The organism is Cryobacterium breve, assembly GCF_027594785.1.
In the GTDB taxonomy this organism is placed as follows: domain Bacteria; phylum Actinomycetota; class Actinomycetes; order Actinomycetales; family Microbacteriaceae; genus Cryobacterium; species Cryobacterium breve_A.
Map to the genome: position 1 here is coordinate 1,851,409 of NZ_CP075584.1, position 25,599 is coordinate 1,877,007.

At 68.0% G+C, this 25,599-nt stretch carries 17 protein-coding genes, 4 pseudogenes and 1 riboswitch; of the genes and pseudogenes, 11 read left to right on the top strand and 10 right to left on the bottom strand.

Annotation, left to right across the window (positions count from 1 at the left end; translation table 11 throughout):
- Position 1: 1 nt before the first annotated feature.
- The 6 genes and pseudogenes from KIV56_RS20355 (at position 2) to KIV56_RS09090 (ending at position 7,704) form a co-directional block, all read left to right on the top strand.
- A pseudogene (locus tag KIV56_RS20355) lies at positions 2-2,413 on the top strand (beta-glucosidase).
- Between the two features lie 209 nt (positions 2,414-2,622).
- Positions 2,623-3,817, top strand: a pseudogene (gene xylA, locus KIV56_RS09070) (xylose isomerase).
- 138 nt (positions 3,818-3,955) lie between these two features.
- Positions 3,956-5,471 (top strand): annotated as a pseudogene (locus KIV56_RS09075) (xylulokinase).
- A gap of 184 nt (positions 5,472-5,655) precedes the next feature.
- Entirely contained in the window at positions 5,656-6,450 is a 795-nt protein-coding gene (locus tag KIV56_RS09080) for a LacI family DNA-binding transcriptional regulator (RefSeq protein WP_281535960.1), read from the top strand.
- Positions 6,447-7,334, top strand: a complete 888-nt coding sequence (locus tag KIV56_RS09085; protein WP_281535961.1) for a DsbA family protein — start codon at positions 6,447-6,449, stop codon at positions 7,332-7,334. Before KIV56_RS09080 ends, KIV56_RS09085 begins: the two co-directional genes overlap by 4 nt.
- 40 nt (positions 7,335-7,374) lie before the next feature.
- The gene (locus tag KIV56_RS09090; RefSeq protein WP_281535962.1) at positions 7,375-7,704 is read left to right on the top strand and encodes a CHY zinc finger protein; all 330 of its coding nucleotides are present in this window, start codon (positions 7,375-7,377) and stop codon (positions 7,702-7,704) included.
- A gap of 91 nt (positions 7,705-7,795) precedes the next feature.
- Here KIV56_RS09090 and KIV56_RS20360 read toward each other — a convergent pair.
- Positions 7,796-10,062: pseudogene (locus KIV56_RS20360) on the bottom strand (HelD family protein).
- A 96-nt stretch (positions 10,063-10,158) separates the two neighbouring features.
- Positions 10,159-10,232: riboswitch (cyclic di-GMP riboswitch) on the top strand.
- Positions 10,233-10,320: 88 nt separating this feature from the next.
- On the opposite strand from KIV56_RS20360, the gene KIV56_RS09100 reads away from it, so the two are divergent.
- Positions 10,321-12,591, top strand: a complete 2,271-nt coding sequence (locus KIV56_RS09100) for a putative bifunctional diguanylate cyclase/phosphodiesterase (protein WP_281535963.1) — start codon at positions 10,321-10,323, stop codon at positions 12,589-12,591.
- Between the two features lie 125 nt (positions 12,592-12,716).
- On the opposite strand, the gene KIV56_RS09105 is transcribed toward KIV56_RS09100, so the two are convergent.
- From KIV56_RS09105 to KIV56_RS09115, 3 genes are read right to left on the bottom strand one after another with little or no spacing between them, the layout of a single operon-like run.
- Positions 12,717-13,490 carry an ATP-binding cassette domain-containing protein gene (locus tag KIV56_RS09105; RefSeq protein ID WP_134534316.1) on the bottom strand — a complete coding sequence of 258 codons (774 nt, stop codon included), beginning with the start codon at positions 13,488-13,490 and terminating at the stop codon, positions 12,717-12,719.
- On the bottom strand, positions 13,490-14,554 hold the full coding sequence (locus KIV56_RS09110) for an ABC transporter permease (protein ID WP_281535964.1): 1,065 nt from the start codon (positions 14,552-14,554) through the stop codon (positions 13,490-13,492). Before KIV56_RS09110 ends, KIV56_RS09105 begins: the two co-directional genes overlap by 1 nt.
- 42 nt (positions 14,555-14,596) lie before the next feature.
- Positions 14,597-15,607, bottom strand: a complete 1,011-nt coding sequence (locus KIV56_RS09115) for a substrate-binding domain-containing protein (protein WP_281535965.1) — start codon at positions 15,605-15,607, stop codon at positions 14,597-14,599.
- Between the two features lie 147 nt (positions 15,608-15,754).
- On the opposite strand from KIV56_RS09115, the gene KIV56_RS09120 reads away from it, so the two are divergent.
- Positions 15,755-16,837, top strand: a complete 1,083-nt coding sequence (locus KIV56_RS09120) for a LacI family DNA-binding transcriptional regulator (protein ID WP_281535966.1) — start codon at positions 15,755-15,757, stop codon at positions 16,835-16,837.
- A 13-nt stretch (positions 16,838-16,850) separates the two neighbouring features.
- Here the strand turns inward: KIV56_RS09120 and KIV56_RS09125 are convergent, their stop codons facing one another.
- A complete protein-coding gene (locus KIV56_RS09125) occupies positions 16,851-17,327 on the bottom strand; it encodes a universal stress protein (protein WP_281535967.1) in 477 nt (158 codons plus the stop codon).
- A 146-nt stretch (positions 17,328-17,473) separates the two neighbouring features.
- Here KIV56_RS09125 and KIV56_RS09130 point away from each other — a divergent pair, with 146 nt between their 5' ends.
- Entirely contained in the window at positions 17,474-18,358 is an 885-nt protein-coding gene (locus KIV56_RS09130; RefSeq protein WP_281535968.1) for a hypothetical protein, read from the top strand.
- A 15-nt stretch (positions 18,359-18,373) separates the two neighbouring features.
- Here the strand turns inward: KIV56_RS09130 and KIV56_RS09135 are convergent, their stop codons facing one another.
- Positions 18,374-18,946, bottom strand: a complete 573-nt coding sequence (locus tag KIV56_RS09135) for a MarR family winged helix-turn-helix transcriptional regulator (RefSeq protein WP_281535969.1) — start codon at positions 18,944-18,946, stop codon at positions 18,374-18,376.
- Positions 18,947-19,031: 85 nt separating this feature from the next.
- Between KIV56_RS09135 and KIV56_RS09140 the strand changes: the two genes are divergently transcribed.
- Positions 19,032-19,463: an organic hydroperoxide resistance protein gene (locus tag KIV56_RS09140; RefSeq protein WP_134446791.1), complete on the top strand. Its 432-nt coding sequence runs from the start codon at positions 19,032-19,034 to the stop codon at positions 19,461-19,463.
- Positions 19,464-19,590: 127 nt separating this feature from the next.
- On the opposite strand, the gene KIV56_RS09145 is transcribed toward KIV56_RS09140, so the two are convergent.
- Positions 19,591-20,217 carry a hypothetical protein gene (locus KIV56_RS09145; protein WP_281535970.1) on the bottom strand — a complete coding sequence of 209 codons (627 nt, stop codon included), beginning with the start codon at positions 20,215-20,217 and terminating at the stop codon, positions 19,591-19,593.
- Positions 20,218-20,959: 742 nt separating this feature from the next.
- On the opposite strand from KIV56_RS09145, the gene KIV56_RS09150 reads away from it, so the two are divergent.
- Positions 20,960-21,874 carry a hypothetical protein gene (locus KIV56_RS09150; protein ID WP_281535971.1) on the top strand — a complete coding sequence of 305 codons (915 nt, stop codon included), beginning with the start codon at positions 20,960-20,962 and terminating at the stop codon, positions 21,872-21,874.
- A 77-nt stretch (positions 21,875-21,951) separates the two neighbouring features.
- Here the strand turns inward: KIV56_RS09150 and nrdF are convergent, their stop codons facing one another.
- The 3 genes from nrdF to nrdI form a co-directional block, all read right to left on the bottom strand.
- A complete protein-coding gene (nrdF, locus tag KIV56_RS09155) occupies positions 21,952-22,926 on the bottom strand; it encodes a class 1b ribonucleoside-diphosphate reductase subunit beta (RefSeq protein ID WP_281535972.1) in 975 nt (324 codons plus the stop codon).
- A 103-nt stretch (positions 22,927-23,029) separates the two neighbouring features.
- Positions 23,030-25,135, bottom strand: coding sequence for a class 1b ribonucleoside-diphosphate reductase subunit alpha (gene nrdE / locus KIV56_RS09160; protein WP_281536112.1), 2,106 nt, complete (start codon positions 25,133-25,135; stop codon positions 23,030-23,032).
- A 32-nt stretch (positions 25,136-25,167) separates the two neighbouring features.
- Positions 25,168-25,572 carry a class Ib ribonucleoside-diphosphate reductase assembly flavoprotein NrdI gene (nrdI, locus tag KIV56_RS09165; protein WP_281535973.1) on the bottom strand — a complete coding sequence of 135 codons (405 nt, stop codon included), beginning with the start codon at positions 25,570-25,572 and terminating at the stop codon, positions 25,168-25,170.
- Positions 25,573-25,599: the final 27 nt, after the last annotated feature.

Here is a 25,599-nt window from a genome sequence, read left to right on the forward strand (position 1 = left end):
CATGACAGACACACTCTCCCCCGCTCCGTCCCAGGTCCCCGCCCAGGCGGATGCCGCACCGCACGCCTGGCAGGACACCGCGCGCTCCCCCGCCGAGCGCGTCGACACCCTCCTCGCCGCGATGACCCTGCGCGAGAAGGTCGCCCAGCTCTACGGAGTCTGGGTCGGCGCCTCCAACGACGGCGGCGGCGTCGCCCCGTACCAGCACGATATGGAAGACGCCCTCGACCTCGACGAACTCCTCCCGCACGGCCTCGGCCAGCTGACCCGGCCGTTCGGCTCCGGGCCCGTCGACGCCGCCGTCGGCATCGTCTCCCTCGCGCGCAGCCAGCGCCGCATCGTCGCGGCCGGCCGCTTCGGCATCCCGGCCCTTGCCCACGAGGAGTGCCTCGCCGGCTTCACCGCGTGGGGCGCGACCGCCTACCCGGTGCCGCTGGCCTGGGGCGCGACCTTCGACCCCGGCCTCGTGCAGGAGATGTCGGGCCGGATCGGCGCGAGCATGCGCTCCGTCGGCGTACACCAGGGCCTCGCCCCGGTGCTCGACGTCGTGCGCGACGCCCGCTGGGGCCGCGTCGAAGAGACGATCGGCGAGGACCCGACCCTCGTCGGCACCATCGCGACCGCCTATGTGCGCGGCCTCGAATCCGCAGGCATCGTCGCGACCCTCAAGCACTTCATCGGCTATTCCGCGTCGAAGGCCGGCCGCAACCTCGCCCCCGTCTCGATCGGCCGCCGCGAATTCAACGACGTGCTCGTCCCGCCGTTCGAGATGGCGGTGCGCGAAAGCGGGGTCCGTTCCGTGATGCACGCGTACACCGACATCGACGGCGTGCCGACGGCCGCGGACCCGACCGTGCTCACCGGGCTCCTCCGCGACACCTGGGGCTTCACCGGGACGGTCGTCGCCGACTACTTCGGCATCGCCTTCCTGAAGACCCTGCACTCGATCGCCGAGACCTGGGGGGATGCCGCGGTGCAGGCCCTGCGCGCCGGCGTCGACGTGGAGCCTGCCGACCGTCAAGACCTTCGCCGAACCGCTCCTCGCCGAGATCGAGGCCGGCCGGCTCTCGAGCGACTACGTCGACCGCGCCGCCCGGCGCGTGCTGCTGCAGAAGCTCGACCTCGGCCTGCTCGATGCAGACTGGTCCCCGCTCCCGGCCGGCTGGACCGACGCCGATCTCACCGACGTCGAGGCCGTACGCGGGCGGGTCGATCTTGACCCCACCGCCAGCCGGAGCGTCGCACGTCGGATCGCCGAGCAATCGGTCGTGCTGCTGACGAACGACGGACTGTTGCCCGTCGCACCGGCATCCGCTGGCGCACCACTGCGGATCGCGGTCGTCGGCCCCAACGCGGACGACGCGCTCAACCTGCTCGGGTGCTACTCGTTCCCCGGCCATGTCGGCACCCTGCACCCCGAGGTGCCGATCGGCATTGAGATCCGCACCGTGCTCGAGGCCGTGCGCAGCGAATACCCCGCAGCGACCGTGACCTACTCCCCCGGCGTGACCGTCGACGGGACGGACGAGACCGGCATCGCGTCGGCGGCACGAGCCGCGGCCGACGCCGACCTCGTCATCATCGTGCTCGGCGACCGGCCAGGCCTGTTCGGGCGCGGGACCAGCGGGGAGGGCTGCGACGCCGAGTCGCTCGAGCCTGCCCGGACGGCAATGGCCGCTGCTCGACGCGGTCCTCGCGAGCGGTACCCCCGTCGTGACCGTGCTCGTCGCCGGACGCCCGTACTTCCTGCACGATGCGCCCGAACGGGCCGCAGCCGTGCTGCAGTCGTTCTTCCCCGGTGAGGAGGGCGCAGGCGCCCTCGCCGGCGTGATCAGTGGCCGGGTGAACCCGTCCGGCCGGCTGCCGGTGAGCGTGCCGAATCGTGCGGGCGGCCAGCCCGGCGGGTACCTCGCCGCGCCGCTCGGAAGCCGGAACGAGGTCTCCAACCTCGACCCGACCGCGCGCTTCCCGTTCGGCCACGGCCTCGGTTACAGCGGCTTCGACTGGACCGACCCCGCGATCGGCGCGGCCTCGATGACCACGGATACCGCAACAACGGTCGCGCTCACGGTCACGAACACGGGCGCCCGCCCCGGTGCGGACGTCGTGCAGCTCTACCTGCACGACCCGGTCGCCTCGGTCGTGCGGCCGGTGAACCGGTTGATCGGCTACGCGCGGGTCGAGCTCGGGGCCGGTGAGAGCGCCCGCGTCGAGTTCGCGGTGCACGCCGATCTCGCCGCGTTCACGGGCAGGGCCGGCGACCGCATCGTCGAACCCGGCGCTCTCGAGCCTGCGACTCGGGCACTCGAGCGCTTCGTTCGCCGCGACCCTCGCCCTGCAACTCACCGGTCCGGTGCGCACCGTCGACCACACCCGTGTCCTCGTGGCCGCGGCGACGGTCACCCCGCTCTGACCCGCCGCCGCCCGCCCACCCTTCGTCGCCGTTCTCGCCGAGTGTCGCCCATACAACGGCGACACTCGGCGGCAACGGCGACAGTGGGCGCGACCAGCCCATTTCCGGTCGCACCGATTGCGCGGGAACGGTAGCGCAGCATCCGCTTTTCCCCTAATATGTTTATAGCTACAACAAATCATCAACGTCGCTGACAGACAAGGAACCTCATGGCCATCACGCCTACCCCCGCAGACAAATTCTCCTTTGGCCTCTGGACCATCGGCTACAACGGCGCTGACCCGTTCGGCGGTCCGACCCGTCCGCCGCTCGACGTCGTCGACGCCGTGGAGAACCTGGCGAAAATCGGGGCGTACGGCCTGACCTTCCACGACAACGACCTGTTCCCGTTCGGCTGCACGGAAGAGAAGCGCCAGTCGCAGATCGACCGCGTGAAGCAGGCCTGTGCGGACACCGGCCTGATTATTCCGATGATCACGACGAACCTGTTCAGCGAGCCCGTCTTCAAGGACGGCGGCTTCACCTCGAACGACCGCAGCGTCCGTCGCTTCGCCCTGCGCAAGGTGCTGCGCAACATCGACCTCGCCGCCGAGCTCGGCGCGAAGACCTTCGTGATGTGGGGCGGGCGCGAAGGCGCGGAGTACGACTCGGCCAAGGACATCCGCTCGGCTCTCTCTCCGCTACCGCGAGGCCGTCAACCTGCTCGGCGACTACGTCACGGACAAGGGCTACGACCTCCGCTTCGCGATCGAGCCCAAGCCGAACGAACCCCGCGGCGACATCCTGCTGCCGACGATCGGCCACGCGATGGCGTTCATCACGACCCTCGACCGCCCCGAAATGGTCGGCGTGAACCCCGAGGTCGGCCACGAGCAGATGGCCGGGCTCAACTTCGCCGCCGGCATCGCCCAGGCGCTCTACCAGGGCAAACTCTTCCACATCGACCTCAACGGCCAGCGCGGCATCAAGTACGACCAGGACCTCGTCTTCGGCCACGGCGACCTGCACAACGCCTTCGCCCTGGTCGACCTGCTCGAAAACGGCGGCCCGAACGGCGGCCAGGCCTATGAGGGCCCGCGCCACTTCGACTACAAGCCGAGCCGCACCGAGGACATCACGGGCGTCTGGGACTCCGCCAAGGCCAACATCCAGACGTACCTGCTCCTCAAGGAACGCGCCGCGTCCTTCCGTGCCGACCCCGAAGTGCAGCAGATGCTCGCCGCCGCCAAGGTGCCCGACCTCGCGCTGCCGACCCTCGGCGAAGGCGAAACCTACGACGACCTGCTCGCCGACCGCGCCTCCTACGAAGACTTCGACACCGACGCGTACTTCGGTGGCAAGGGCTTCGGCTTCGTCCGCCTGCAGCAGCTGGCCCTCGAGCACCTGCTCGGCGCCCGCAACTAACACACAGCAAACCTGCGCGCCCCGGCCGGCGTGTCACGCTCATCTGGGGGGCGCGACAAACCGGCCGGGGCGCGTTCGCGCACGTCACCCGCACGTCCTCACCCGCACGTCACCCCTCTCGAAGCGGAGAATGTAGTCATGTCACTGGTTGCCGGAGTCGATTCCTCGACCCAAAGTTGCAAGGTCGTCGTTCGTGACACGGAAACCGGTGCGCTCGTGCGCAGCGGCCGCGCCGTGCATCCCGAGGGAACAGAGGTCGACCCGCAGGAATGGTGGGACGCACTGCAGGTCGCTGTCGCCGACGCCGGCGGACTGGGCGATGTCGCCGCGATCTCGATCGCTGCCCAGCAGCACGGCATGGTGGTCCTCGACATCGACGGTCACGTCATCCGCCCCGCCCTGCTCTGGAACGACACCCGCAGCGCCCCGGCCGCCGCAGAGCTGATCGACGAGGTCGGAGCCGCCGAATACGCCCAGCGCACCGGCCTCGTGCCCGTCGCCTCGTTCACCGCGACCAAGCTGCGCTGGCTGCGCGACGCCGAACCGGGCAACGCCGCGCGCGTGGCCGCGGTCGCACTCTCCCCACGACTGGCTCACCTGGCGGCTGCGCGGCTTCGGCCCGGCCGACGAGAGCCCCCTCGGCCCCGACCTGACCGAGCTGACCACCGACCGTTCCGACGCGAGTGGCACCGGGTACTGGTCGCCCAGCACCGGCGAGTACGACCTCGACCTCTTCGAGCGCGCCCTAGGGCACCAGGCAGTGCTGCCCCGAGTGCTCGGCCCCGGTGACATCGCCGGAGAGACGGTCGCGCTCAGCCTCGCCGCCACCGACGAATTCGACGGAGATTCTGCCGGTTCGATAGCTGAGACGACCGGTACATCGTTTATCGACCCGAAATCTCCGTCGAATTGGTTGCCCGCCGGCATCGTCGTCGGCGTCGGCGCCGGCGACAACGCGGGCGCCGCCCTCGGCCTCGGAGCGGGCGACGGCGACGTCATCGTGTCGATCGGCACGAGCGGCACTGTCTTCGCGGTGACCACGACCCCGGCAACGGATGCGACGGGCACGGTCGCCGGGTTCGCCGACGCGAGCGGGCTGTTCCTTCCGCTCGTCGCGACGCTCAACGCCGCGCGCGTGCTCGACGCGGTGCGCGGACTCCTCGGCGTGGACCACGACGAGCTCGGCCGCCTCGCCCTCGAGGCGGAGCCCGGCGCGAACGGCCTCGTACTCCAGCCCTACTTCGAAGGCGAGCGCACCCCGAACCTGCCGCACGCGACCGCGACGCTCTTCGGGCTCACCCTCGCCTCGACCACCCGGCCGAACCTCGCCCGCGCGGCGATCGAGGGCCTGCTCTGCGGGCTCGCCGACGGCCTCGAGGCCGTGCGCGGCCAGGGAGTCGTCGTCTCCCGCGTGCTCCTGATCGGCGGCGCCGCGCAGAACCCCGCTGTCCGCGGCATCGCGGCGCAGCTCTTCGACACCCCCGTCGTCGTTCCGTCCCCCGGCGAGTATGTCGCCGACGGTGCGGCCATCCAGGCGGCGTGGACGCTGACGGGAGCGCGACCGGAGTGGCGCATCTCGCTCGCGGCGGAGCCGGCGATCGACTTCCGCCCCGTCATCCGCTCGCAGTACGCCGCACACCGCGTGGAGGCCTGACCCACCGCCGGCGAGCAGGAATCCCCCCGGCCGCCCCACGGCCGGGGGCTTTTCTCGGTTCTGCAGGAGAGTCTCAGGCTCCCGAGCGCCATCCCCCCGCCCGGCATGCCACAATGACAGGCATCTGCCGAACCGCGACCCGAACCGCGACCCGGCCCTCCAGCCCCAGGAAGGGGATGGACCGATGAGTCCGTCATCCAGGCTGCCCACCCTGCTCGACGTGGCCACCGCCGCCGGGGTGTCCCTCGCCACCGCTTCGCGCGCCCTCAACGGGAGCTCCCGGACCGTCAACGGCGACTTCCGCGACCGGGTCTTCACGGCCGCCGCCCAGCTCGGCTACACCCCCAACCTCTCGGCGCAGGCGGTGGCCACGGGAAGTACCCGGACGATCGCGCTCCTCGTCTCCGACATTGCGGACCCGTCCGACGCCTTCCTCGCGTCCGGCGTGATCGACGCGGCAGCGGATGCCGGCCTCACCGTCACGGTGACCGTCACCGCCGGCGACCCTGACCGTGAACTCGCACTCGTCCGGTCCCTGCGCGGGCAGCGCCCCCGGATCCTGATCCTCGCCGGACCGCCGTCTCCCGAGGATGCAGACGGCACATCGCTCACGGCGGAGCCTGCGCTCCTTCGAGACCGGCGGTGGCCGGGTGGTCGTGCTCGGCGAGCGTTCCCTCGGCTTCTCGACCGTCCCGCGCAGCGGTGCCGGCGCCGAGGCGGGGCCGGCGTCCCTTGCCGCCGTCGGTCGCGCGGCGGTCGCCCGAGCGCTCGTCCTTCCGGCCCCCGGGCCCGGAACGTCGTCGTCGACCGTCGCGACCTGATTCCGGCCGGCCGCGTACCGGCAGCCGCCGCACCTCAGCACCGGGTTCCAACCCTCCTCACAGCTGGCTCCCAGCCCGATGGCACGGGGCGTGGAGGTGGACGGCCTAACCTAAATTCGATAAGTCACTCGCGACGAAACGGTGTACAGGGTCTATGAACAGCAACCTCCCCGGCAAAGGCACGCCCCCGAAGAAGGACCGCCGCGACGCGGCACGGGAGAGCGCCCGCCTGATGCGTGAAGCCCAGCAGAAGAAGGACAAGCGAAACAAGCTGTTCCTGCGCGGCGGCATCGGCGCCGGCCTGGTTGCGATCGCCGTGGTCGTCGCCCTCGTCATTGTGAACAGCAACGGCCCCGCCGCGGCCGGTCCCCTCAACATGGCGAGCGATGGCGTTCTGCTCACGGGCGACGGCACCACGATCACCGCCGTCCCCACGGTCGCCCTCGCCGCGGACGCCGCGCCGGTCGCGACCGACCAGACGAAGCTCACGAACACCGCGAACATCGTCGTCTACGCCGACTACCTGTGCCCGTATTGCGGCCAGTTCGAGGCCACCAACGGCACCGCGATCAACTCGTGGGTCACGGCGGGCAACGCGACGCTCGAGTTCCACCCGATCTCCATCCTCGACGCCAACTCGGCAGGGACGAAGTACTCGACCCGCGCCGCGAACGCCGCCGTGTGCGTGGCCAACTCCCAGCCAGCCGCATTCCCCGCCGTGAACGCAGCCCTGTTTGCCAAGCAACCAGCTGAGAGCACCGCAGGCCTCACCGACCAGGAACTCACGAGCCTCGTCACGACGGCCGGTGTCACGGACGCGAGCGTCACGAAGTGCATCACCGACGGTACCTTCAAGTCCTGGGTCGGTAACGCGACCAAGCGTGCCCTGGCCGGCCCGCTGCCCAACTCGACGACCCTCACCAAGGTCGCCGGAACCCCGACCGTGCTCGTGAACGGCGTCGCATACACCGGCTCCCTGACCGACGCGAAGGTGTTCTCCACCTTCGTCCAGGACCAGGTCACCGCAGCCGCCAAGAAGTAGGCGGCCGCTGGTGCAGCAGCCGGGCCCGGAAAGGCCGGGCGTGACGGCCCCAGAGGTCTTCGGCGAGACCGTCGACGACCAGACGCGGTGTGTGCACTACAACACGGCAGCGGATGTCGTCGCGATCCGGTTCTACTGCTGCGACCGGTTCTACCCCTGTCACCTCTGCCACGCCGACGCGGCCGATCACGCCGCGCGGCAGTGGCCGGTCGGGCTGTGGGCGGAACGGGCGATCCTCTGCGGGGTCTGCCGCAGCACCCTGAGCATCACCGGCTACCGCACGGCGACCCAGTGCCCGCACTGCACGGCGCCCTTCAACGACGGCTGCCGGGCGCACGCCCACCTGTACTTCGAGGTGCCCAGCCCCTGACCCCGTTCTCGCTCTGAGGTGTCACAGATCGACGTTCCCGAGGCCCGGGAACGTCGATGTGCGACACCTCAGCGCGGTCAGCGCGTTGGGGTCAGCGGTTGAGGCCGGCGGGCAGCGGGGAGTTCACGTCGGCGACGAGGTAGAGGCGTTGCGTCGCACGGGTCATGGCGACGTACAGCGCTCCGGCCCCGCGCTCCGAGGCGGCCACAATGCCGGCGGGATCGACGACGATCACGGCGTCGAACTCGAGGCCCTTGGCGTCTCGGGGGCCGAGGAGCGCGATCTCCCGCATCAGCCCGAGCGCGCCGAGACCGACCCGGTCCCCGAACTCGGCGGCGAGTTCCGCCCCGACGGCCTCCAACGCCGCATCGGCTGCGATCACGGCGAGGGTGCCGCCCGCACGCAGCGCGCGGTCGCGGCGAACCGCGGTCGCGACATCCGCTTCGACGGCTATCGGCCACTCACTCGCACGGACCGACCGCGAGGGCGTCACCGGCAGGCCATGCGCGATTGCCATGTCCTCGGCCGCGGTCGCGATCTGTCGGGGTGTGCGGTAGTTCACGGTCAGTTCCTCGAGGCGCCAGCGCCCGGCCTCGAGGGAGGCGTCGAGGATAGGCGCGAGGGCCTCTTTCCAGCTGCCGGAGGCGGAGGCGGACGCCGCCTGGGCGATGTCGCCGACGACCGTGAACGACCGGCGCGGTCCACGGCGCAGCAAGAGCCGCCACTGCATGGGTGAGAGCTCCTGCGCTTCGTCGACGACGACATGGCCGTAGGTCCAGGTACGGTCGACGGCCGCACGCTCGGCGGTCGTGGCCCGGTCGCCGAGCTCGGCGAAGTTGTCCGCGAGGGCGCGGGCGTTGACGAGGCCCTTCACGTCCATGTTCGCGATCGCGAGTTCGGCATTCTCGATGTCGCGTTTGCGCTGTTCCTTCTGCTCGCGCCTGAGTGCGACGTCGACGACGTTGTACTCGCCGAGGTGCTCGGCGGCCTCGTCGAGCAGCGGGATGTCGGCGATCGTGAACTCGGCGTCCCTGGCCCGGTGCAGGAGCGCCCGCTGCTCCGCACTCCAGCCCGGGGTGAGTTCGGCGAGCCACTGGGGGCGCGCGTAGAGGTCCTGCACGAGCTTCTCGGGGGTGAGCGGAAGCCATGCGGTGTTGAGCGCCACGCGCACGTCCTGGGCAAGCCGCAGGTCCTCGCGCAGCATCGGCAGGTCGCTCTCGTCCATCGAGGCGCCGCCCTGCTGCAACTGCCGCAGCCAGTCCCGCGCGAGGGCGCCGATCGCGGTCTTCACGAACGTGACCCTCGCGAGGTTGTGCGGCTTTCCGCCCTCACGGGCCTTGGCGATCGCGTTCGCGACGAGCCTGCGGGGTCAGGGTCAGCCTGTCGCCGTTGACCTCGAGCCTGCCGGGTGCCCACGGGGATGCGCTGTCTGGAGCGCACCGCATGCGCCACGAGCGCGGCCATGAAGCCCTGGCCCTTGAGCGCCGCGACAGCTGGCGCGTCCTCGCGGGTCGCTTCGACTCCAGGGTAGAGCTGACCCACGCTCGCGAGAACGACTCCGGTCTCGCCGAGCGACGGCAGCACTGCCTCGATATATTGCAGGAACGAGCGGGATGGCCCCACGATGAGCACGCCGTTGTGCTTCAGGCGATCGCGATGCGTGTAGAGCAGGTACGCGGCACGGTGCAGCGCGACGGCGGTCTTGCCTGTCCCTGGCCCGCCCTGGACGACGAGCACTCCGGCGAGGTCGGAGCGGATGATCCGGTCCTGTTCCGCCTGGATGGTCGCGACGATGTCGGGCATGTGCCCGGTGCGCTGGGCGGTCAGCGCGGAGAGCAATGCTCCCTCACCCTGATGCTCGGAGGGCTCTCCGCCGACCAGTTCGGCGTCGAGGATCTCGTCCTCGATCCGGATGATGGTCCGCCCCTTGGACTGCAGGTGACGCCTGGCCCTGGCTCCCAGCGGAGTCGCGGCCGTCGCCTGGTAGAAGGCACTGGCCTGCGGCACCCGCCAGTCGAGCAGCATCGGCTGCAGTTCTTCGTCACGCAGCCCGACCCTGCCGATGTAGCGGAACACGGAGTCGCCGCTCGCATCGTCCGCGGCGAGTTCGAGCCGACCGAACGCCAGCCGGTCGTCGATCTCCCGCAACTGCACGATCCGGTCCTCGTAGAGGCGCGCGAAGGTGTCCCGCTCCGAGCGAGTCTGGTGATTTCCCCCGACATCGAGCAGCCGTACCGCCGTCAGCTGGTCTTCGGCCTCCCGTTGCAGCGCGTCGAGACGCGCGTACAGCGTTGCCACATAGTTCTGTTCCCGTTCAAGCTCCAGGTCGACCACCGAAACACCCCTCAAATCCGACATTCGAGTTTACCCGACGCAGATGGGTGCTCCATTCGGCGAGGCCCCTCGAACGCGGAGGTTAGGCTGGCCCTGTGTGAACACGCTCCCATCACTGCGGTCTCATACGGGCACACCCGTCGAAAGGCGGGGTCGCAAAGGCACGGGACCTTCGGGTTAGCCGGCATACACACTGACAGGGGAACACGCGCGATGGCCGCCACATCAGGGCAAACGTCGACAATTCGGCCTTGGCCGAACCCGTTCCGCCGACCAGGGGGCATGACCGAGGGAACGCGATGGCTGTTCGGCCTCGCGGCCGTCGGCTCGGTCCTGTTCAACATGCCGGGCATCGTGCTCACGGCGAGGGGCGGACTGCTGGTCCTCGGGATCGTGACCGGTGCGTTCCTGATCGCGTCCTGGTACCTCTGCTTCACGCGCGGCCGGGTCCCGATCCCGCTCGAATTCGGCGACGCGGTTGCCTTTGTCCTCTTCGCCCAGGCGTTGCCCAACCCCGTGGGAATGCTCGCCGTGGTCTTCGCGTCCATCTGGGTGCGTGGCCTCTATGGGTCAACTCTGAGATCGGTGCTGCGAAGTTGCCTGGCCTCCCTGTCGCTTGTCCTCTCAGTTTCACTGTGGCCCCTCTTTCACGAGGTTCCCCTGTGGATCGGTGTCGCCGATACCTTTAATGCAATTCCGCTTCTCTTCCTGACGATGCTGATCGCACGCCAGTTGAGCATCGTCCTGCTCTCCCGAGAACAGGGCATGCTGCGCGACAGGGAACTCGCCGTGACCGGCTCGCTGCTTCTCGGCGCCAGCGACGCGGAAGCCATCGGGGTGATCGGCTGGGCCGGTGCGCAAAGTATTTGTGCCGCCACCCCCGGACTGCGCGTGCTTCGCGCCGTCCTCGACGGCCCGGTGCTCCGCGTCGACGCGGTGTCGGGAGAGTTCTCCTCGATCCCGGATGCCGTGCCCTCGACGGTCATGACGTTGTGCCCCAGCGCGAGCGACGCGCGGGTCGGTGATGCCGCGCCTCTCGATGCCGCCGTCGGTGAGCGGCTGGCCTGGGCGTGCCTCGCCTCGGACGTGCGGACGAACGCCTGGATCCTCGTCGGAGCACCGAAAGTCGTCCCTCCGGAAGCCCTCGTCGCGGTGCGCGCCCTGTCCATTCAGGTTGCCCTGGCGCTCCGCAACAGTTCGGTGCAGGAGGAACTGCTTGTCCAGGCCAGCTCCGACCCGCTGACCAGGCTGGACAACCGCGCCGCGTTCACCGCCCGGCTGACCGCGATCCTCGCCGGGGCCAGGCCCACCGATGGCCTGCATGTGCTCTTCCTCGACCTCGACGACTTCAAGGACGTCAACGATATTCTCTGCCACCGGGCCGGCAACGACCTCCTGGTCACGGTCGCGGACCGGATGCGCACGCACACGCGCCCCGGAGACGTCTGCGCGCGGCTCGGCGGCGACGAATTCGCCATCGTCCTTGCCGGTACGAACGAAGCGGATGCCCTCGAGATCGCGCGGCGTCTCGGCGCGGCGATTGCCGAACCCGTGCGTCTCGGTGCACAGACCGCGCAGGTCGGCGTCAGTATCGGCCTCGCGACCGCGGCAGCGGGGATCGACGTCGAGGACCTTGTGCACCAGGCGGACGTGGCCATGTACGCGGCGAAGGCCAACGGCAAGAACCGCGTCCAGGTCTTCGAGCCTGGCCTCCTCCGCGTGGACAATCCCCGGGTCACCTTCGAATGGCAACTCGCGGCCGCGGCGGCCGCCAATGAGCTCGTCGTGCACTACCAGCCCATCCTCGACCTCCCCGGGCTGCAGTGCACCGCCGTCGAGGCGCTCGTCCGCTGGCAACACCCGGAACGCGGCTTGCTCTACCCCGGTGACTTCATCGACGTCGCTGAGCGGACCGGCGCGATCATCGGTATCGGCGCTTTCGTGATGCGACGCGCCTGCCTCGACGCCGCGGCGTGGCGGAAGGCTAATCCTGGAGCGCCGTTGGCCGTGCACGTGAACGTTTCGGCCCACGAGCTCGACCGTGAGGGGTTCGTCGACTCGATCATCGGCTGCCTGGCCGACACCGGGACCCTCGCGAAGGATCTCGTCGTCGAACTCACCGAGACGGTCGTGCTGGATTCCCCCGCCGCGATCGGTCGCCTCCGTGCGATCGGGGCGCTCGGCGTCGGGATCGCACTCGACGACTTCGGCACGGGCTACGCCTCCCTGACGTCATTGCGCGCGCTCCCCGTCGACGTCGTGAAGATCGACATGAGTTTCGTCGCCGGCGCGGTGTCCATTCCCTCCGACCGCTCCGTCATCGAGGCGATCGTGCGCCTGTGCGCCCAACTAGGGATCGCGACGGTCGCAGAGGGCGTCGAGCGGCTTGATCAGGAGCGCCTCCTGGGAGACCTCGGCGCGGGTGGGGTGCAGGGCTACCGCTATTCGCGTCCCCTGTCGGCCGCCGACCTGACCGGCTGGCTGGCGGACAATCGCGCCGGAGCGAACGGTTCAGGAGCGGATGTCGGGGGATTGCTCCGCACGAGCGTCTGAGATCAGGACGCCCGGTCTCAGGAAGCTACGACACAACGACGGCCCCCGGGCGGAGCACTGCGAGTTTCTGCAGTACTCCCACCGGGGGCCGATTCGTTTGGTTCCCGTGGTGGACGACCGGCGGGTCAGTCGCCCTCGACCCTGACCGTCTGGATGGTCCCGGTGAGCACCCCGATCAGGCGATCACCGTCGAATTCCGACGTGGGGGCATCCATCACGATCTTCCCGAGTCGCAGCACCACGACCCGGTCGGTGACCTCGAGCACGTGCGGGAGGGTGTGCGAGATGAAGATCACGCCGAGCCCCTTCGCCTTGGCCGCCCGTACCACCTGGAGCACCTCCCCGGCCTGCCGTGCGCCGAGGTGGTTGGTCGGCTCGTCAAGGATGATCACCCGGCGCGCCCAGGCCACGGCGCGACCGATCGCCACTGCCTGCCGCTGCCCGCCCGAAAGCTGGGACACCGGACGGTCGGACGCCGGAACGGCGATCCCGACGCGCTCGAGGTCCTCGTGGGCGTCGTGCTCCATCTCCTTGCGGGCCAGGAAGCCCATCTTGCCGAAGATTCCCTTGACGGTCTTCTCCCGGCCGAGGAACACGTTCTGCGACACCGTGAGGTGCGGGGCGAGTCCCGAGTCCTGGTAGAGGGTCTCGACGCCGGCCTCGAGCGCCTCCCGGGGCGAGCCCCAGGTGCGCTCGACCCCGTCGAGGTAGATCTTCCCGCCGTTGGGCTGGTGCGCCCCCGAGAGGACTTTGACGAGCGTCGACTTGCCTGCGCCGTTGTCGCCGACCAGGCCGAGCACCTCGCCGGCGTGCAGCTTGAGGCTCGCACCGTCGAGGGCCACGACCGACCCGTATCGCTTCGAGACGTTCTTGACTTCGTAGATCACTTCGCCGGTCATTATTTTCTTCCGTTCTTGCTCTGCAGCGTCTGCGCAGCGACCGCCGCGGCGATCAGGATGGCCACAACGACCTTCTTCCAGTCCGGTGCAACGCCGACCATGATCAGTCCGGACTGCACCGTGAAGAGGATGAGCGCACCGAGCACGGTGCCCCAAATCCGGCCGATGCCACCCATCAGGGAGGCGCCGCCGATGACGACCGCGGCGATGGCGTCGAGCTCACGCCCGGTTCCCGATGACGGCGAGCCGGCACCGAGGCGCAGGTAGACGTACATCCCGGCGAGGCCGGCCAGGGCTCCGGAGAGCGCGTAGACCAACGTCAGGTGGCGTTCGACGTTGATGCCCGCGCCGCGGGCGGCAAAGGTGTTCGAGCCGATCGCGTAGGTGTAGAGGCCGAACCGTGCCTTGTGCAGGAACAGGCCGGCGATGGTCACTACGACGATCACGACGATCAGAGCCCACGACAACGGGTTCGTCTTCGGGTCCATTGCGGCGATGAGGTCGAAGTTGTTCGCGGATCCAATCGGCTGCCCGCTCGAGATGATCACCGAGAGCCCGAGGGCGGCTCCCATCGTCGACAGGGTAGCGATGAAGGGGACGATCCGGAGCTTGTTGATCAGGAAAGCGTTCGTCAGGCCCACGAGGAGCCCCACTCCCACCGACACCAGCGTGCCGATGAAGAGCGGGCCCGACGCGTCCGAGCCGGACACCGTCTGGTCGACCTTGAGGACGTTCGCCATCGTCCAGGCCGACACGACTCCGCTGAGGCCGATAATGGCACCGACCGAGAGGTCGATTCCGCCACTGATCACCACGAAGGTCTGGCCAACTGCAATCAGGACGACCGATCCCCAGTCCGTGAGGATGTTGCTGGCGGTCAGTGCGGAGAAGAACTTGGGCTCCAGCACCGAGAAGACGACGATGAGCAGTACCATCACGCCGATCAGGATGGTGCTCTGGTTCGACGCGAGGGTGCTGATCCGCGCCGTGAGCGCGAGCGGAACCGGCTTCTGTTCCGCCGGGATGCCCGGCTTCCGCGTAGTGGTTTGATTGCTGTTGGTCATGATGACTCCCTGGCTCTTGTCGTGAAGTACGGGAAGCGTCAGTTACTTGACGTAGGTGTACTTGGCGAAGTCAGCGTCGGAGGTCTTCGAGTCGAGGACAACGTTGGGGATGACGACTTCGTGCTCGGTCGCCGTCTTGCCGGTGTTGATGAATTCGACCAGGGTCTTGATGGCCAGGCGCGCCTCGGCGGCGGGGTCCTGGGCGACGAGGGCGGTGAAGATGCCCGACTTGATCTTGGCGACGTTGTCCGGGTATGCGTCGTAGCCGACGAGGCCGATCTTGCCGCTGAGGCCCTTCGACTCGAGCGCGGCGGCCGCACCGGAGGCGTTCGTACCGTCGATCGCGAAGATGCCGTTGAGGTCCGGGTACTTGGTCAGCCAGTTGCTCACGTTCGTGGCGGCCGTCTCCGGGTTGGACTCGGAGTATGCGACGTCGACGATTTCCACACCGGGGTACTTCGCGGCGACCTGGGCCTTGAAACCGTCGAGGCGGCTCACGTTGGTGGTGGCGGTGGCGCTGGTCAGTCCGACGACGACCTTGTACGAGCCACCGGTCTTGTAGCCGATCTGGGTGGCGAGCGCGTCAGCGGCCTTGGCGCCGCCGTCGGCGTTGTCACCGGTGATGAAGCTGACGACGTCCTTGAGGTCGCCCACGTGGGTGTCCACGTTGACGACGGGGATGCCGGCCGCGGTGGCCTTGGCGACCGACGCCTGCAGGGCCTTCGGGTCGGTCGGGATGAGCACGAGGCCGGTGGGCTGCTGCGCGAGCACGGCGTCGACGATCGGGATCTGGGTCTCGGCCGAGTACTTCGCCGGGTCGCCCTGCCAGATGAGCTTGACGCCCTCGGCCTTGGCTTCGTCCTCTGCGCCGACCTTCATGGCCTGGAAGAACGGGTCGGACTCTGCGCCCATCACGAACGCGATGGAGATGTCCTTCTTCGCGGTGGCCGTCGTCGACGAACCGGTGCTCGCCGTCGTGGAGCAGGCGGTCATCGAGATGGCGAATGCGGCGGCGACGCCGACGGTGGTGATCGCTCGGTAGGAACGCTTCATGGAGGTCTCCTTTGACACATAAGTGCAACTGCAGATGCAAGTGCAACAACCGCTTGCGAGATCGTTCTCGCAAACTTGTATAAGATTGCAGCACACAGCACCGCGGCGCAAGCCTGTTCGGTAACGTTTCGATTACGAGGATTGTTCATGGCTGAACGACGAAATCACGCTCCGACGATCGTCGACGTCGCAGAGCAGGCCGGGGTCTCCCGAGCCACCGCCTCCCGGGCCCTCTCCGGGTATGGGCGCACGTCCGCGGCCACCGTGGAACGCGTCCGTCGCGCAGCAGACGAGATCGGCTACCGCCCGAACGAACTCGCGCGGGCGATGCGCGCCGGCTCGACCGGCACGATCGGACTCGTGGTCATTGCCGACTTCACGAACGCCTTCTTCGACCGCGCCACGAAGTCCATCGTCGATGCGGCGCGAAAACGCGGCTACCAGGTCCTGATCAGCAACACCGACGAGGACGCCGAGGTGGAGCGGAGGGCCATCGAGACTCTGCTCGAGAAGCAGGTCGACGGCCTGATCGTGTTCCCCTCCGCAACCGGCCACAGCGAGCACCTCGAGGCCGGAAACCTGGGCGGCCGCCCGCTTGTGCTCGTCGACCGTCGCCTGGACGATCTGGGGGTCAGCACGGTCACGACTGACGACTACACCGGTACGCGGGAGGCGGTCCGCAATGCCGTGGCCCTCGGGCACTCCCGGCTCGGTTTCCTGGTCACGGCAGCGAATATCGCGGGCCACACCGTGGCCCGGCCGCCCGCACTGATCTCGAGCGTGCGGGACCGTGCGGATGGTTTCGCCGCTGGAGCGGCCGAGGCGGGCATCCCTCCCGAGGACCAGGTCTGGCACTTCAGTGAAGACGTCCCGGAGTCATCGGAGGCCGCTGTTGCGGCGATGCTCGATCTGGACGCCCCGCCCTCGATCATCTTCACGTCCAACAACGACATGGCTTTGTCCGTGCTCAAGGTCGCCGGTTCGCGCGGGCTCGCAATCGGACGCGAAGTGTCCCTGGTCACGGTCGACGACAGCCCCTGGGCGGCATACATGGTCCCGGGCATCACGGTCGTCGCCCGCCCGGTCGAGCAACTTGGAGAGCTCGCCGTCGAGCGACTCGTGGCCGAGATCGAGTCTCCGGGGCAGCCGGTTGAAGACATCCAGCTCCCGACGGAACTCATTCCCCGGGCGTCGGTTGCCGACCTCAGAACCGCCTCGCCGGAACGTTAGACCGCTGGACCGCTCAGGCAGGCACGCTGGGCCGCACCACGAGCACCGGGCAGTCCGCGTGTCGCACACACTGCTCGCTGACCGACCCGAGGAGCATCCCGGCGAGGCCGCCGCGCCCGCGGGAGCCGACGACCAGCATCCGTGCCCCGCGGGACACGCTGATCAGGCAGCTGAGCGGTGTCGCGTACGCCGCCCGGTACTCGACGGGCACTCCCGGGTGCTGCGCCACGATCGGTCCGGCATCGGCCTCGAGCTTCTCCCGTACCACGCCGGCATAGTCGGTGAGGGGCGATACGTAGCCGAACTTCCAGTCGGCCGGGCGCGGGGCCGTGTCGATCGACCAGGCCCGAACGACGACGACGGATGCGCCGAGCGGGCCCGCGAGGTCGAGGGCGACCTCGAGCGCATGGTTCGCGTAGTCGGAGCCGTCGTGCCCGACGACGATACTGCCCGTGGGAGCTGGTGACTGGTCTGCATCGATGCCTGACATACCCCCACGCTACTCCCGGCGAGGGGGGCGCGACGGAAATCAACCCCGACCTCGAGAAAAACCACTGGCGCTGCTCCGCACCGTCATCCCCGGCGTCAGCCCCGCTCCGACCCCGATCGTTTGCCCGGCCCGGTTAGGGTGGAGTCATGCCTCTCCGCGCCTCCCAGCGACGAATTCTCATCGCCGTCGCGACGGTCGCCGCGATCGTCGCCGGCGGCTTCCTTGTGCGGTCTGTCGTCGTGCCGCAGACAGCGTCCTCCGATCCCGCCGTCTTCGATGCCGGCGCCCTGATCAGCGACTACAACTTCTACAACCCCGATGCGATGACGACCGAAGAGGTGCAGTCCTTCCTGGAAGGCCGGAACTGTGTGCGACGCGACGAGTCGCCGTGCCTCTGGGAGTACCGCGAGTCGACCGCGTCCGAACCCGCGCAGGGCCCCGGTCACTGCGCCGCCTATGAGGGCGCGACGAACGAGCGGGCGAGCTCGATCATCGAGAAGGTCGCCGAGGCGTGCACGATCAGTCCGCGGGTTCTCCTCGTGCTGCTGCAGAAGGAACAGTCCCTCCTCACCCGGCCCAGCGCATCCGGTTACCTGCGGGCGACGGGCTACGGCTGCCCGGATACCGCAGACTGCGATGCGGAGTACTTCGGCTTCTTCAATCAGGTCTACCGGGCCGCGTGGCAGTTCCGGCAGTACACCCAGGAGCCCGAACGCGCCTACAAGGTCGGCGCGGTCAGCGTCGCGTACAACCCCGACTCGGCGTGCGGCGCGGCGACGGTTCAGATCCGCAACCAGGCCACGGCGAACCTGTACAACTACACGCCGTACCAGCCGGATGCTGCCGCACTCGCCGACACGAACGGCGACGGCGGCGGATGCTCGACGCACGGAAACCTGAATTTCTGGCTGTTCTACAACACCTGGTTCGGGTCTTCGCTGAGTGAACCGTACCCCTCGGTGTTCGCGTCCTGTCTCAATCTCGTTGGCGGGCAGCCGTGCGCCCGCACCGAGCTGATCCCGACGGTTTGACCGGGTAGAGGTCGGTCAGTCGCCCGCGGCGGGGGCGCCGCGGCTGCGGCGGAACGTGGACCGCTTGGGCCGCTCACGCAGCTGTGTGCGCACGTCATCGAGGATCTCCGTGACCGTCGCGAGTTCCCCCGGATCGATTCGGTCGAAGAGCATCTCACGGACCAGCGTGACGTAACCGGGCCCGCCCGCGGCGAGCGCCGCCCGGCCGCCCGGCGTGATATGCGCGATCACGGAGCGCTCGTCGCCAGGGGACGGGCGTCGTTCGACGAGCCCGAGGGTCTCGAGCCTGGCCACCTGGTAGGTGAGACCGCTGCGGGACACCGTCAGGGCGTCGGCGATGTCCGTCATCCGCAACCGCCCCTCTGGCGCCTCGAGGAGCCGGAGCAGGATCTCGAACTGGGCGAGGGTCAGTCCCACGGCGTCCCGCAACTGGCGGTCGGCGGCGAACTGCACGATGTTCGCGGTCTCGACGATGGCGGCCCAGGCACGCATCTCCGCGGGCGACACGCTCGGAGCGGGGCCGCTGCGCTCCGGTTCGCCCTGTTCCGGATTGCCGGAAACGGGATTGCCCGCGGGGGGAATACTCACGACTTGCTCCTAGTTGTTTCGAATACGAAGCACTTCCACAAGGGCCACCCCCAGTCTGCCCCGGCCCGCCACGAAAGAAGACACAATGAGCACCGCCGTCTACACCGCATCCGCCACTTCCTGGGGCGGACGAACGGGCAAGGTCGTCACGAGCGACAACAAACTCGACCTCGACCTGTCCATTCCGGCCGAAATGGGCGGCGACGGCGGAGCGGGCACGAACCCCGAGCAGCTCTTCGCGAGCGGCTGGGCGGCGTGCTTCCACAACGCACTCAAGGGCGTCGCCCGCCAGCGCAAGGTCAACGTCACCGACTCCGCCGTCTCCCTCGAGGTACACCTCGTCGGCGGCATGGCCACCGGCTTCGACTTCGAGGTCACGATCGAGGCCCAGCTGCCCGGCGTCGACCCCGTCGTCGCCCAGGAGATGCTCGAGGCGGCCCACCAGGTCTGCCCGTACTCCCGCGCCACGCGCGGCAACATCCCGGTGACCCTCGTCGTCATCCCCGACGAGGACTAACCCGCACCTCTCCCCGCGCCCCGAGCGCGTAGCCGAGCGCGGGTCTTCCGCCGCCATGCGGGTGGCCCACCACCCGCGTGGCGGCGAAACGCCCGCGCTCGGTCCGACGCGCCAGCGGATGCCCGAGTCAGCGCCGGTGACGGATCCGAACCTTCGCCGGCGCTGGAGTGGGAGCCGGTGTCGGGGTTGCAGTGGGCGTGGGCGTCGGGGTCGCGGTGGGCGTCGGAGTGACGGTCGGCGTCGGCGTCACGACCACGGGCGCCGGGGCGCCGAGGCCGAGGAAGGCCGCGTCGAAGGAGTTCAGATCGACGAGCACGCCGTTCAGGTTGTGCTCGAACTTCTGCTGCACGCCGATCCGCGGGTTCGCGGCGGTATTCCAGCCGCCGTAGGCGACCATAGCGGGCGCGCCCGTGTCAGCGACCCAGCCGCTGTAGTTCACCGCGCCGGCGTTGGTATCCCAGAGCGGCACGTCGGCGAAGTCACTGCCGTTGTTCATGATGCTCGGCCACATCCCCGAGCCGCTGTAGATCACCGGACGCACACCCATTGCGCGCACCCCGTCGACCATCGCACGGGTCACCGGCGGGCTGCCGGTCTCCACGTCGAGCGCGAAGAACTGCAGTTGCGACTGGTACGGCCCGGCCGCAGCGATGCCGCCCTGCCAGCACGTCGCATCCCGTGTGTACACGGCGATCTTGAGGCCGGCGTCGAGCGCCATCTTGAGCCTGCGCCTGGGTGCGTTCCCACGGAGCACAACTGCCCCACGCGGTCGAGTGCATCACGTAGAGGCGAATGCCCTCGCTGTAGGCCTGCGTGAACCAGGCCGGGTCTGTGATGGTGTTCGCGGAGTCGACGACCTTGACGGACGGCGGCGGCGTCGCCGCCTGGGCGGGTGTGACATTGGTGGGGGCGATGAGGGCGAGTATAGCCAGCGACAGCGCAAGCGCTGCCGCAAGATATTTCTTGTTCATGTGAGGGGACTCCGAAGTACCAGATCGTGGTGCTGAACCCGGTAACTCCAGTGTCAAATCACTTCAGTGTCGCGTTTACGTCGCCGGAGCCGACTGTTCGTCAGACTCAACGGGTGGAACCAGGGGACAAGATAATCTGTCTATAGTGACACAATCTCACGTTCTCTACCAGTCCCCAAAACGGGGCCACGCCGAAGCCGCCGACTCAGCCGAGAGCGTAATCCCCGCACTGCCACGCTCAGGCTCCGGCGCGGCCATTCCCGGAGAGGCGGAGGCGTGGGCCAGCCTCGGAAACGCCCGGTGAGGGCGACAACCAGGCCGTGGATGCCTGCCGGCCGACTGCCGACATCGCGCGGGAAGTCGCGGCGACACTCCACCGTCTCCCCGGTCCGGCACCCAGCAGACACGGAGGGTCGGGGCGACCGGGCTGCCTAGACTCGCCACGTGCAGCCGGCATCGATCGCCATCCGGGGTTCTCCCGGGATTGCGCCCACCATCGGCCGCACGCAATCGAAAGGAACAACTGTGACCCAGAACAAGAACTCCTCGGCTACCGCCACCTCTCGAAAGAAGCGCCTCACGATCGGCGCCGCGTCCGTGCTCGCCGCGGGCGCCCTGCTCGGCACCGGAATGCAGGGAGCAACAGCAGCCCCGCTGGGCGGCACCGCCGAACCGGGCACCCCGTCGACCCCGTCGGCATCTGCCCCCGCCACCCCGGGCGCCTCGTTCTTCGGCTCTGTCGCGCACGAGCTGCGCGGCGACGTCTCGCACGGACAGGACTTCGGCGAGAAGGCCCAGAAGGTCGCCGCGACGATCTCCGATCACGCCGAGCTCTTCGCGAGCCTGCCCGCGAATCTGCAGGCCGACCTGACCACCCTCACGCAGGCCTCGGACGGGGACCGCACCGCCGCCGCCGAATTCATCGCCACCTCGGCTCTCGCCGGCGACTACGGCGAGCAGGCGCAGGCGCTCGCCGGTGCGATCCAGGCCGACCCGGAGCATCCGCTGCGCGCCGCCCTGCACGCCGCACTCGAGGGCAGCCTCGACACCGGAACGACGGGCACCACCGGAACGACGGGCACCACCGGAACGACCGGCACTACCGGCACGACGGGCGGCACGGACACTGCAGCGCCCGGCGGCACCGGAACCGACTCCGGGGGCGGAGCCGCTGTCATCAAGCTCGCCTCGAGCCTCGCCGACAACCCGGCCCTCTTCGACAAGCTCCCGGTCGACCTCCAGAGCGCCCTGACGGCGCTCACGGCCCTCCCAGCCGACCAGCAGGATGCGGCGGCGCAGCAGATCGCGACCGACGCCGGCGCCGGAACCTACGGCCCGGAGATCCAGAAGATCACCGAGCACCTGACCGACGGAGACACAGCCGCCCACGACACGGGCGACGACGCGTCAGCCCACGGGGACGCGACCTCCGGCCACTAGAACCTGCCGGAACGAACACGGAAGGCCGGGGGCGCAGTGCGCTCCCGGCCTTCCGCTGTCCTACTTTCGATCCAGGGCTAGAAGTCCCAGTCGGCGTCTTCCGTGTTCACGGCCTTGCCGATCACGTACGAGGAGCCAGACCCGGAGAAGAAGTCGTGGTTCTCGTCGGCGTTCGGCGAGAGCGCTGACAGGATCGCCGGGTTCACGTCGCACACCTCCTTGGGGAAGATGGCCTCGTAGCCGAGGTTCATCAGGGCCTTGTTGGCGTTGTAGTGCAGGAACTTCTTGACGTCTTCGGTCAGGCCGACGGTGTCGTAGAGGTCCTGGGTGTACTGCACCTCGTTCTCGTAGAGCTCGAAGACGAGGTTGAACGCGTAGTCCTTGATCTCGTCGCGACGCTCCTGTGTCGCCGCCTCGAGGCCCTTCTGGAACTTGTAGCCGATGTAGTAGCCGTGCACCGCTTCGTCACGAATGATCAAGCGGATGAGGTCGGCCGTGTTGGTCATGCGGGCGCGGCTGGAGAACCACATCGGCAGGTAGAAGCCCGAGTAGAACAGGAACGACTCGAGCAGCACCGAGGCGACCTTGCGCTTGAGCGGGTCGTCGCCCTGGTAGTAGTCCATCACGATCGAGGCCTTGCGCTGCAGGTTGACGTTCTCCGTAGACCAGCGGAACGCCTCGTCGATGTCCTTGGTGTTGCTCAGGGTGGAGAAGATCGACGAGTAGCTCTTGGCGTGCACGGACTCCATGAACGCGATGTTCGTGTACACCGCCTCTTCGTGCGGGGTGATCGCGTCGGGGATCAGCGAGACGGCACCGACGGTGCCCTGAATCGTGTCGAGCAGGGTCAGGCCGGTGAACACGCGCAGGGTGAGCTGCTGCTCGACCGGGGTGAGCTGGTTCCAGGACTGCACGTCGTTCGACAGCGGGATCTTCTCCGGCAGCCAGAAGTTGTTGGTCAGCCGGTTCCAGACGTCGACGTCCTTCTCGTCTTCGATCTTGTTCCAGTTGATCGCATCGACATGCGAGATGAGCTTGAGCTTGTCAATCATTTCGTGTTCCCTTTTCGGCCGGTCTCAGTCTTCGGCCGGTATCGGACGAGTCAGCGTGCACTGTGGATTACAGCATCCACAGTAGATGAAGCGGGCGCTGTGCTTAGAGCATGCAACTCACGCAACCGTCAACCTCAGTCCCTTCGAGGGCCATCTGGCGGAGACGGATGTAGTAGATGGTCTTGATGCCCTTGCGCCACGCGTAGATCTGCGCCTTGTTGATGTCGCGGGTCGTCGCGGTGTCCTTGAAGAAGAGCGTGAGCGAGAGGCCCTGGTCGACGTGCTGCGTTGCCGCCGCGTAGGTGTCGATGATCTTCTCCGCGCCGATCTCGTAGGCGTCCTGGTAGAAGTCCAGGTTGTCGTTCGTCATGAACGGCGCCGGGTAGTAGACGCGGCCGAGCTTGCCTTCCTTGCGGATCTCGATCTTCGAGGCGATCGGGTGGATCGACGAGGTCGAGTTGTTGATGTACGAGATTGACCCGGTCGGCGGAACGGCCTGCAGGTTCTGGTTGTAGATGCCGTGCTCGATGACGGATGCCTTGAGCTCGGCCCAGTCGGCCTGGGTCGGGATGCGCACCCCGGCCTTCTCGAACAGCTCGGCGCCGCGAATGGTGGCCGGAACCCACGCCTGGTCGGTGTACTTGTCGAAGAACGTGCCGGAGGCATACGTGGAGTCCTCGAAGCCGGCGAACGCGTGGCCACGCTCGATGGCGAGCGCGTTCGAGGCGCGGAGGGCGTGGAACAGCACCGTGTAGAAGTAGATGTTCGTGAAGTCGATCGCTTCTTCGCTGCCGTAGTACACCCGCTCACGGGCGAGGTAGCCGTGCAGGTTCATCTGGCCGAGGCCGATCGCGTGCGACTTGTCGTTGCCGTCTTCGATCGAGCGCACCGAGGTGATGTGGCTCTGCTCGGAGACCGAGTTGAGGCCACGGATCGCGGTTTCGACGGTCCTGCCGAAGTCCGGAGAGTCCATCGACAGGGCGATGTTCATCGACCCGAGGTTGCAGGAGATGTCCTTGCCGATGGTGTCGTAGGAGAGGTCTTCGTTGTAGGTGGTCGGGGTGTTGACCTGGAGGATCTCCGAGCACAGGTTCGACATGTTGATGCGGCCCTTGATCGGGTTCGCCGCGTTGACGGTGTCCTCGAACATGATGTACGGATAGCCGGACTCGAACTGGATCTCCGCGAGGGTCTGGAAGAAGTCGCGCGCCTTCATCTTGGACTTCTTGATCCGCGGGTCGTCGACCATCTCGTGGTACTTCTCGCTCACCGAGATGTCGGCGAAGGGCACGCCGTAGACGCGCCCGACGTCGTAGGGCGAGAACAGGTACATGTCCTCGTCCTTCTTGGCGAGCTCGAAGGTGATGTCCGGGATGACGACGCCGAGCGACAGGGTCTTGATCCGCACCTTCTCATCGGCGTTCTCACGCTTGGTGTCGAGGAAGCGCATGATGTCAGGGTGGTGCGCGTGCAGGTACACGGCGCCGGCACCCTGGCGGGCGCCCAGCTGGTTCGCGTAGCTGAAGGAGTCTTCGAGGAGCTTCATCACGGGGATGATGCCGCTCGACTGGTTCTCGATCTGCTTGATCGGGGCGCCGGACTCACGGATGTTGCTGAGCAGCAGGGCGACGCCGCCGCCGCGCTTGGAGAGCTGGAGGGACGAGTTGATGCCGCGGGCGATCGACTCCATGTTGTCTTCGATGCGGAGCAGGAAGCAGGAGACGAGCTCGCCGCGCTGCGCCTTGCCCGAGTTCAGGAACGTCGGCGTCGCGGGCTGGAAACGGCCGGCGATGATCTCCTCGACGAGGCCGGTCGCGAGCTTCTCGTCACCCTGGGCGAGGCCGAGGGCGGTCATGACGACGCGGTCCTCGAAACGCTCGAGGTAGCGGTTGCCGTCGAAGGTCTTGAGCGTGTACGACGTGTAGTACTTGAAGGCGCCCAGGAAGGTCTGGAAGCGGAACTTCTTCGAGTACGCAAGATCGTTGAGGCGCGTGATGAAGTCGAAGGAGTACTGGTCGAGCACGGCCTGCTCGTAGTACTCCTTCTCGACGAGGTAGTCGAGGCGCTCCCGGAGGGAGTGGAAGAACACCGTGTTCTGGTTGACGTGCTGCAGGAAGAACTCCCGGGCCGCTTCCCTGTCCTTATCGAACTGGATTTCCCCGTTCGGCCCATAGAGGTTGAGCATGGCGTTGAGGGAGTGATAGTCCATCGCGAGCGCGACCTGCGCGTGCGGGGCTACTTTCACGGCTGTTGCTTCCAAAATGATTCCAATCCGTCGTGAACGATGCGCACATCATCCGGAGTTCCCAATACTTCAAATCGATACATATGCGGCACGTTGCACTTGGCCGCGATGATGTCCCCCGCGATGCAGAATGCCGTGCCGAAGTTCATGTTTCCCGCGCCGATCACGCCACGGATGAGCGAACGGTTGTGTTCGTCGTTCAGAAAGCGGATGACCTGCTTCGGCACCGCTCCCTTGGCCTCGCCGCCGCCATAGGTCGGAACGACGAGCACAAAGGGCTCGGTGGCCCGGAGCGGCTCGTCGCGCGCGTGCAACGGGATGCGCGCGGCCGGCCTGCCGAGTTTTTCCACGAACCTGTGGGTGTTCCCCGAGGTGCTGGAGAAATAGACGATTTCAGCCATTCACTGCCGGCTTCACTCTCGAACCGC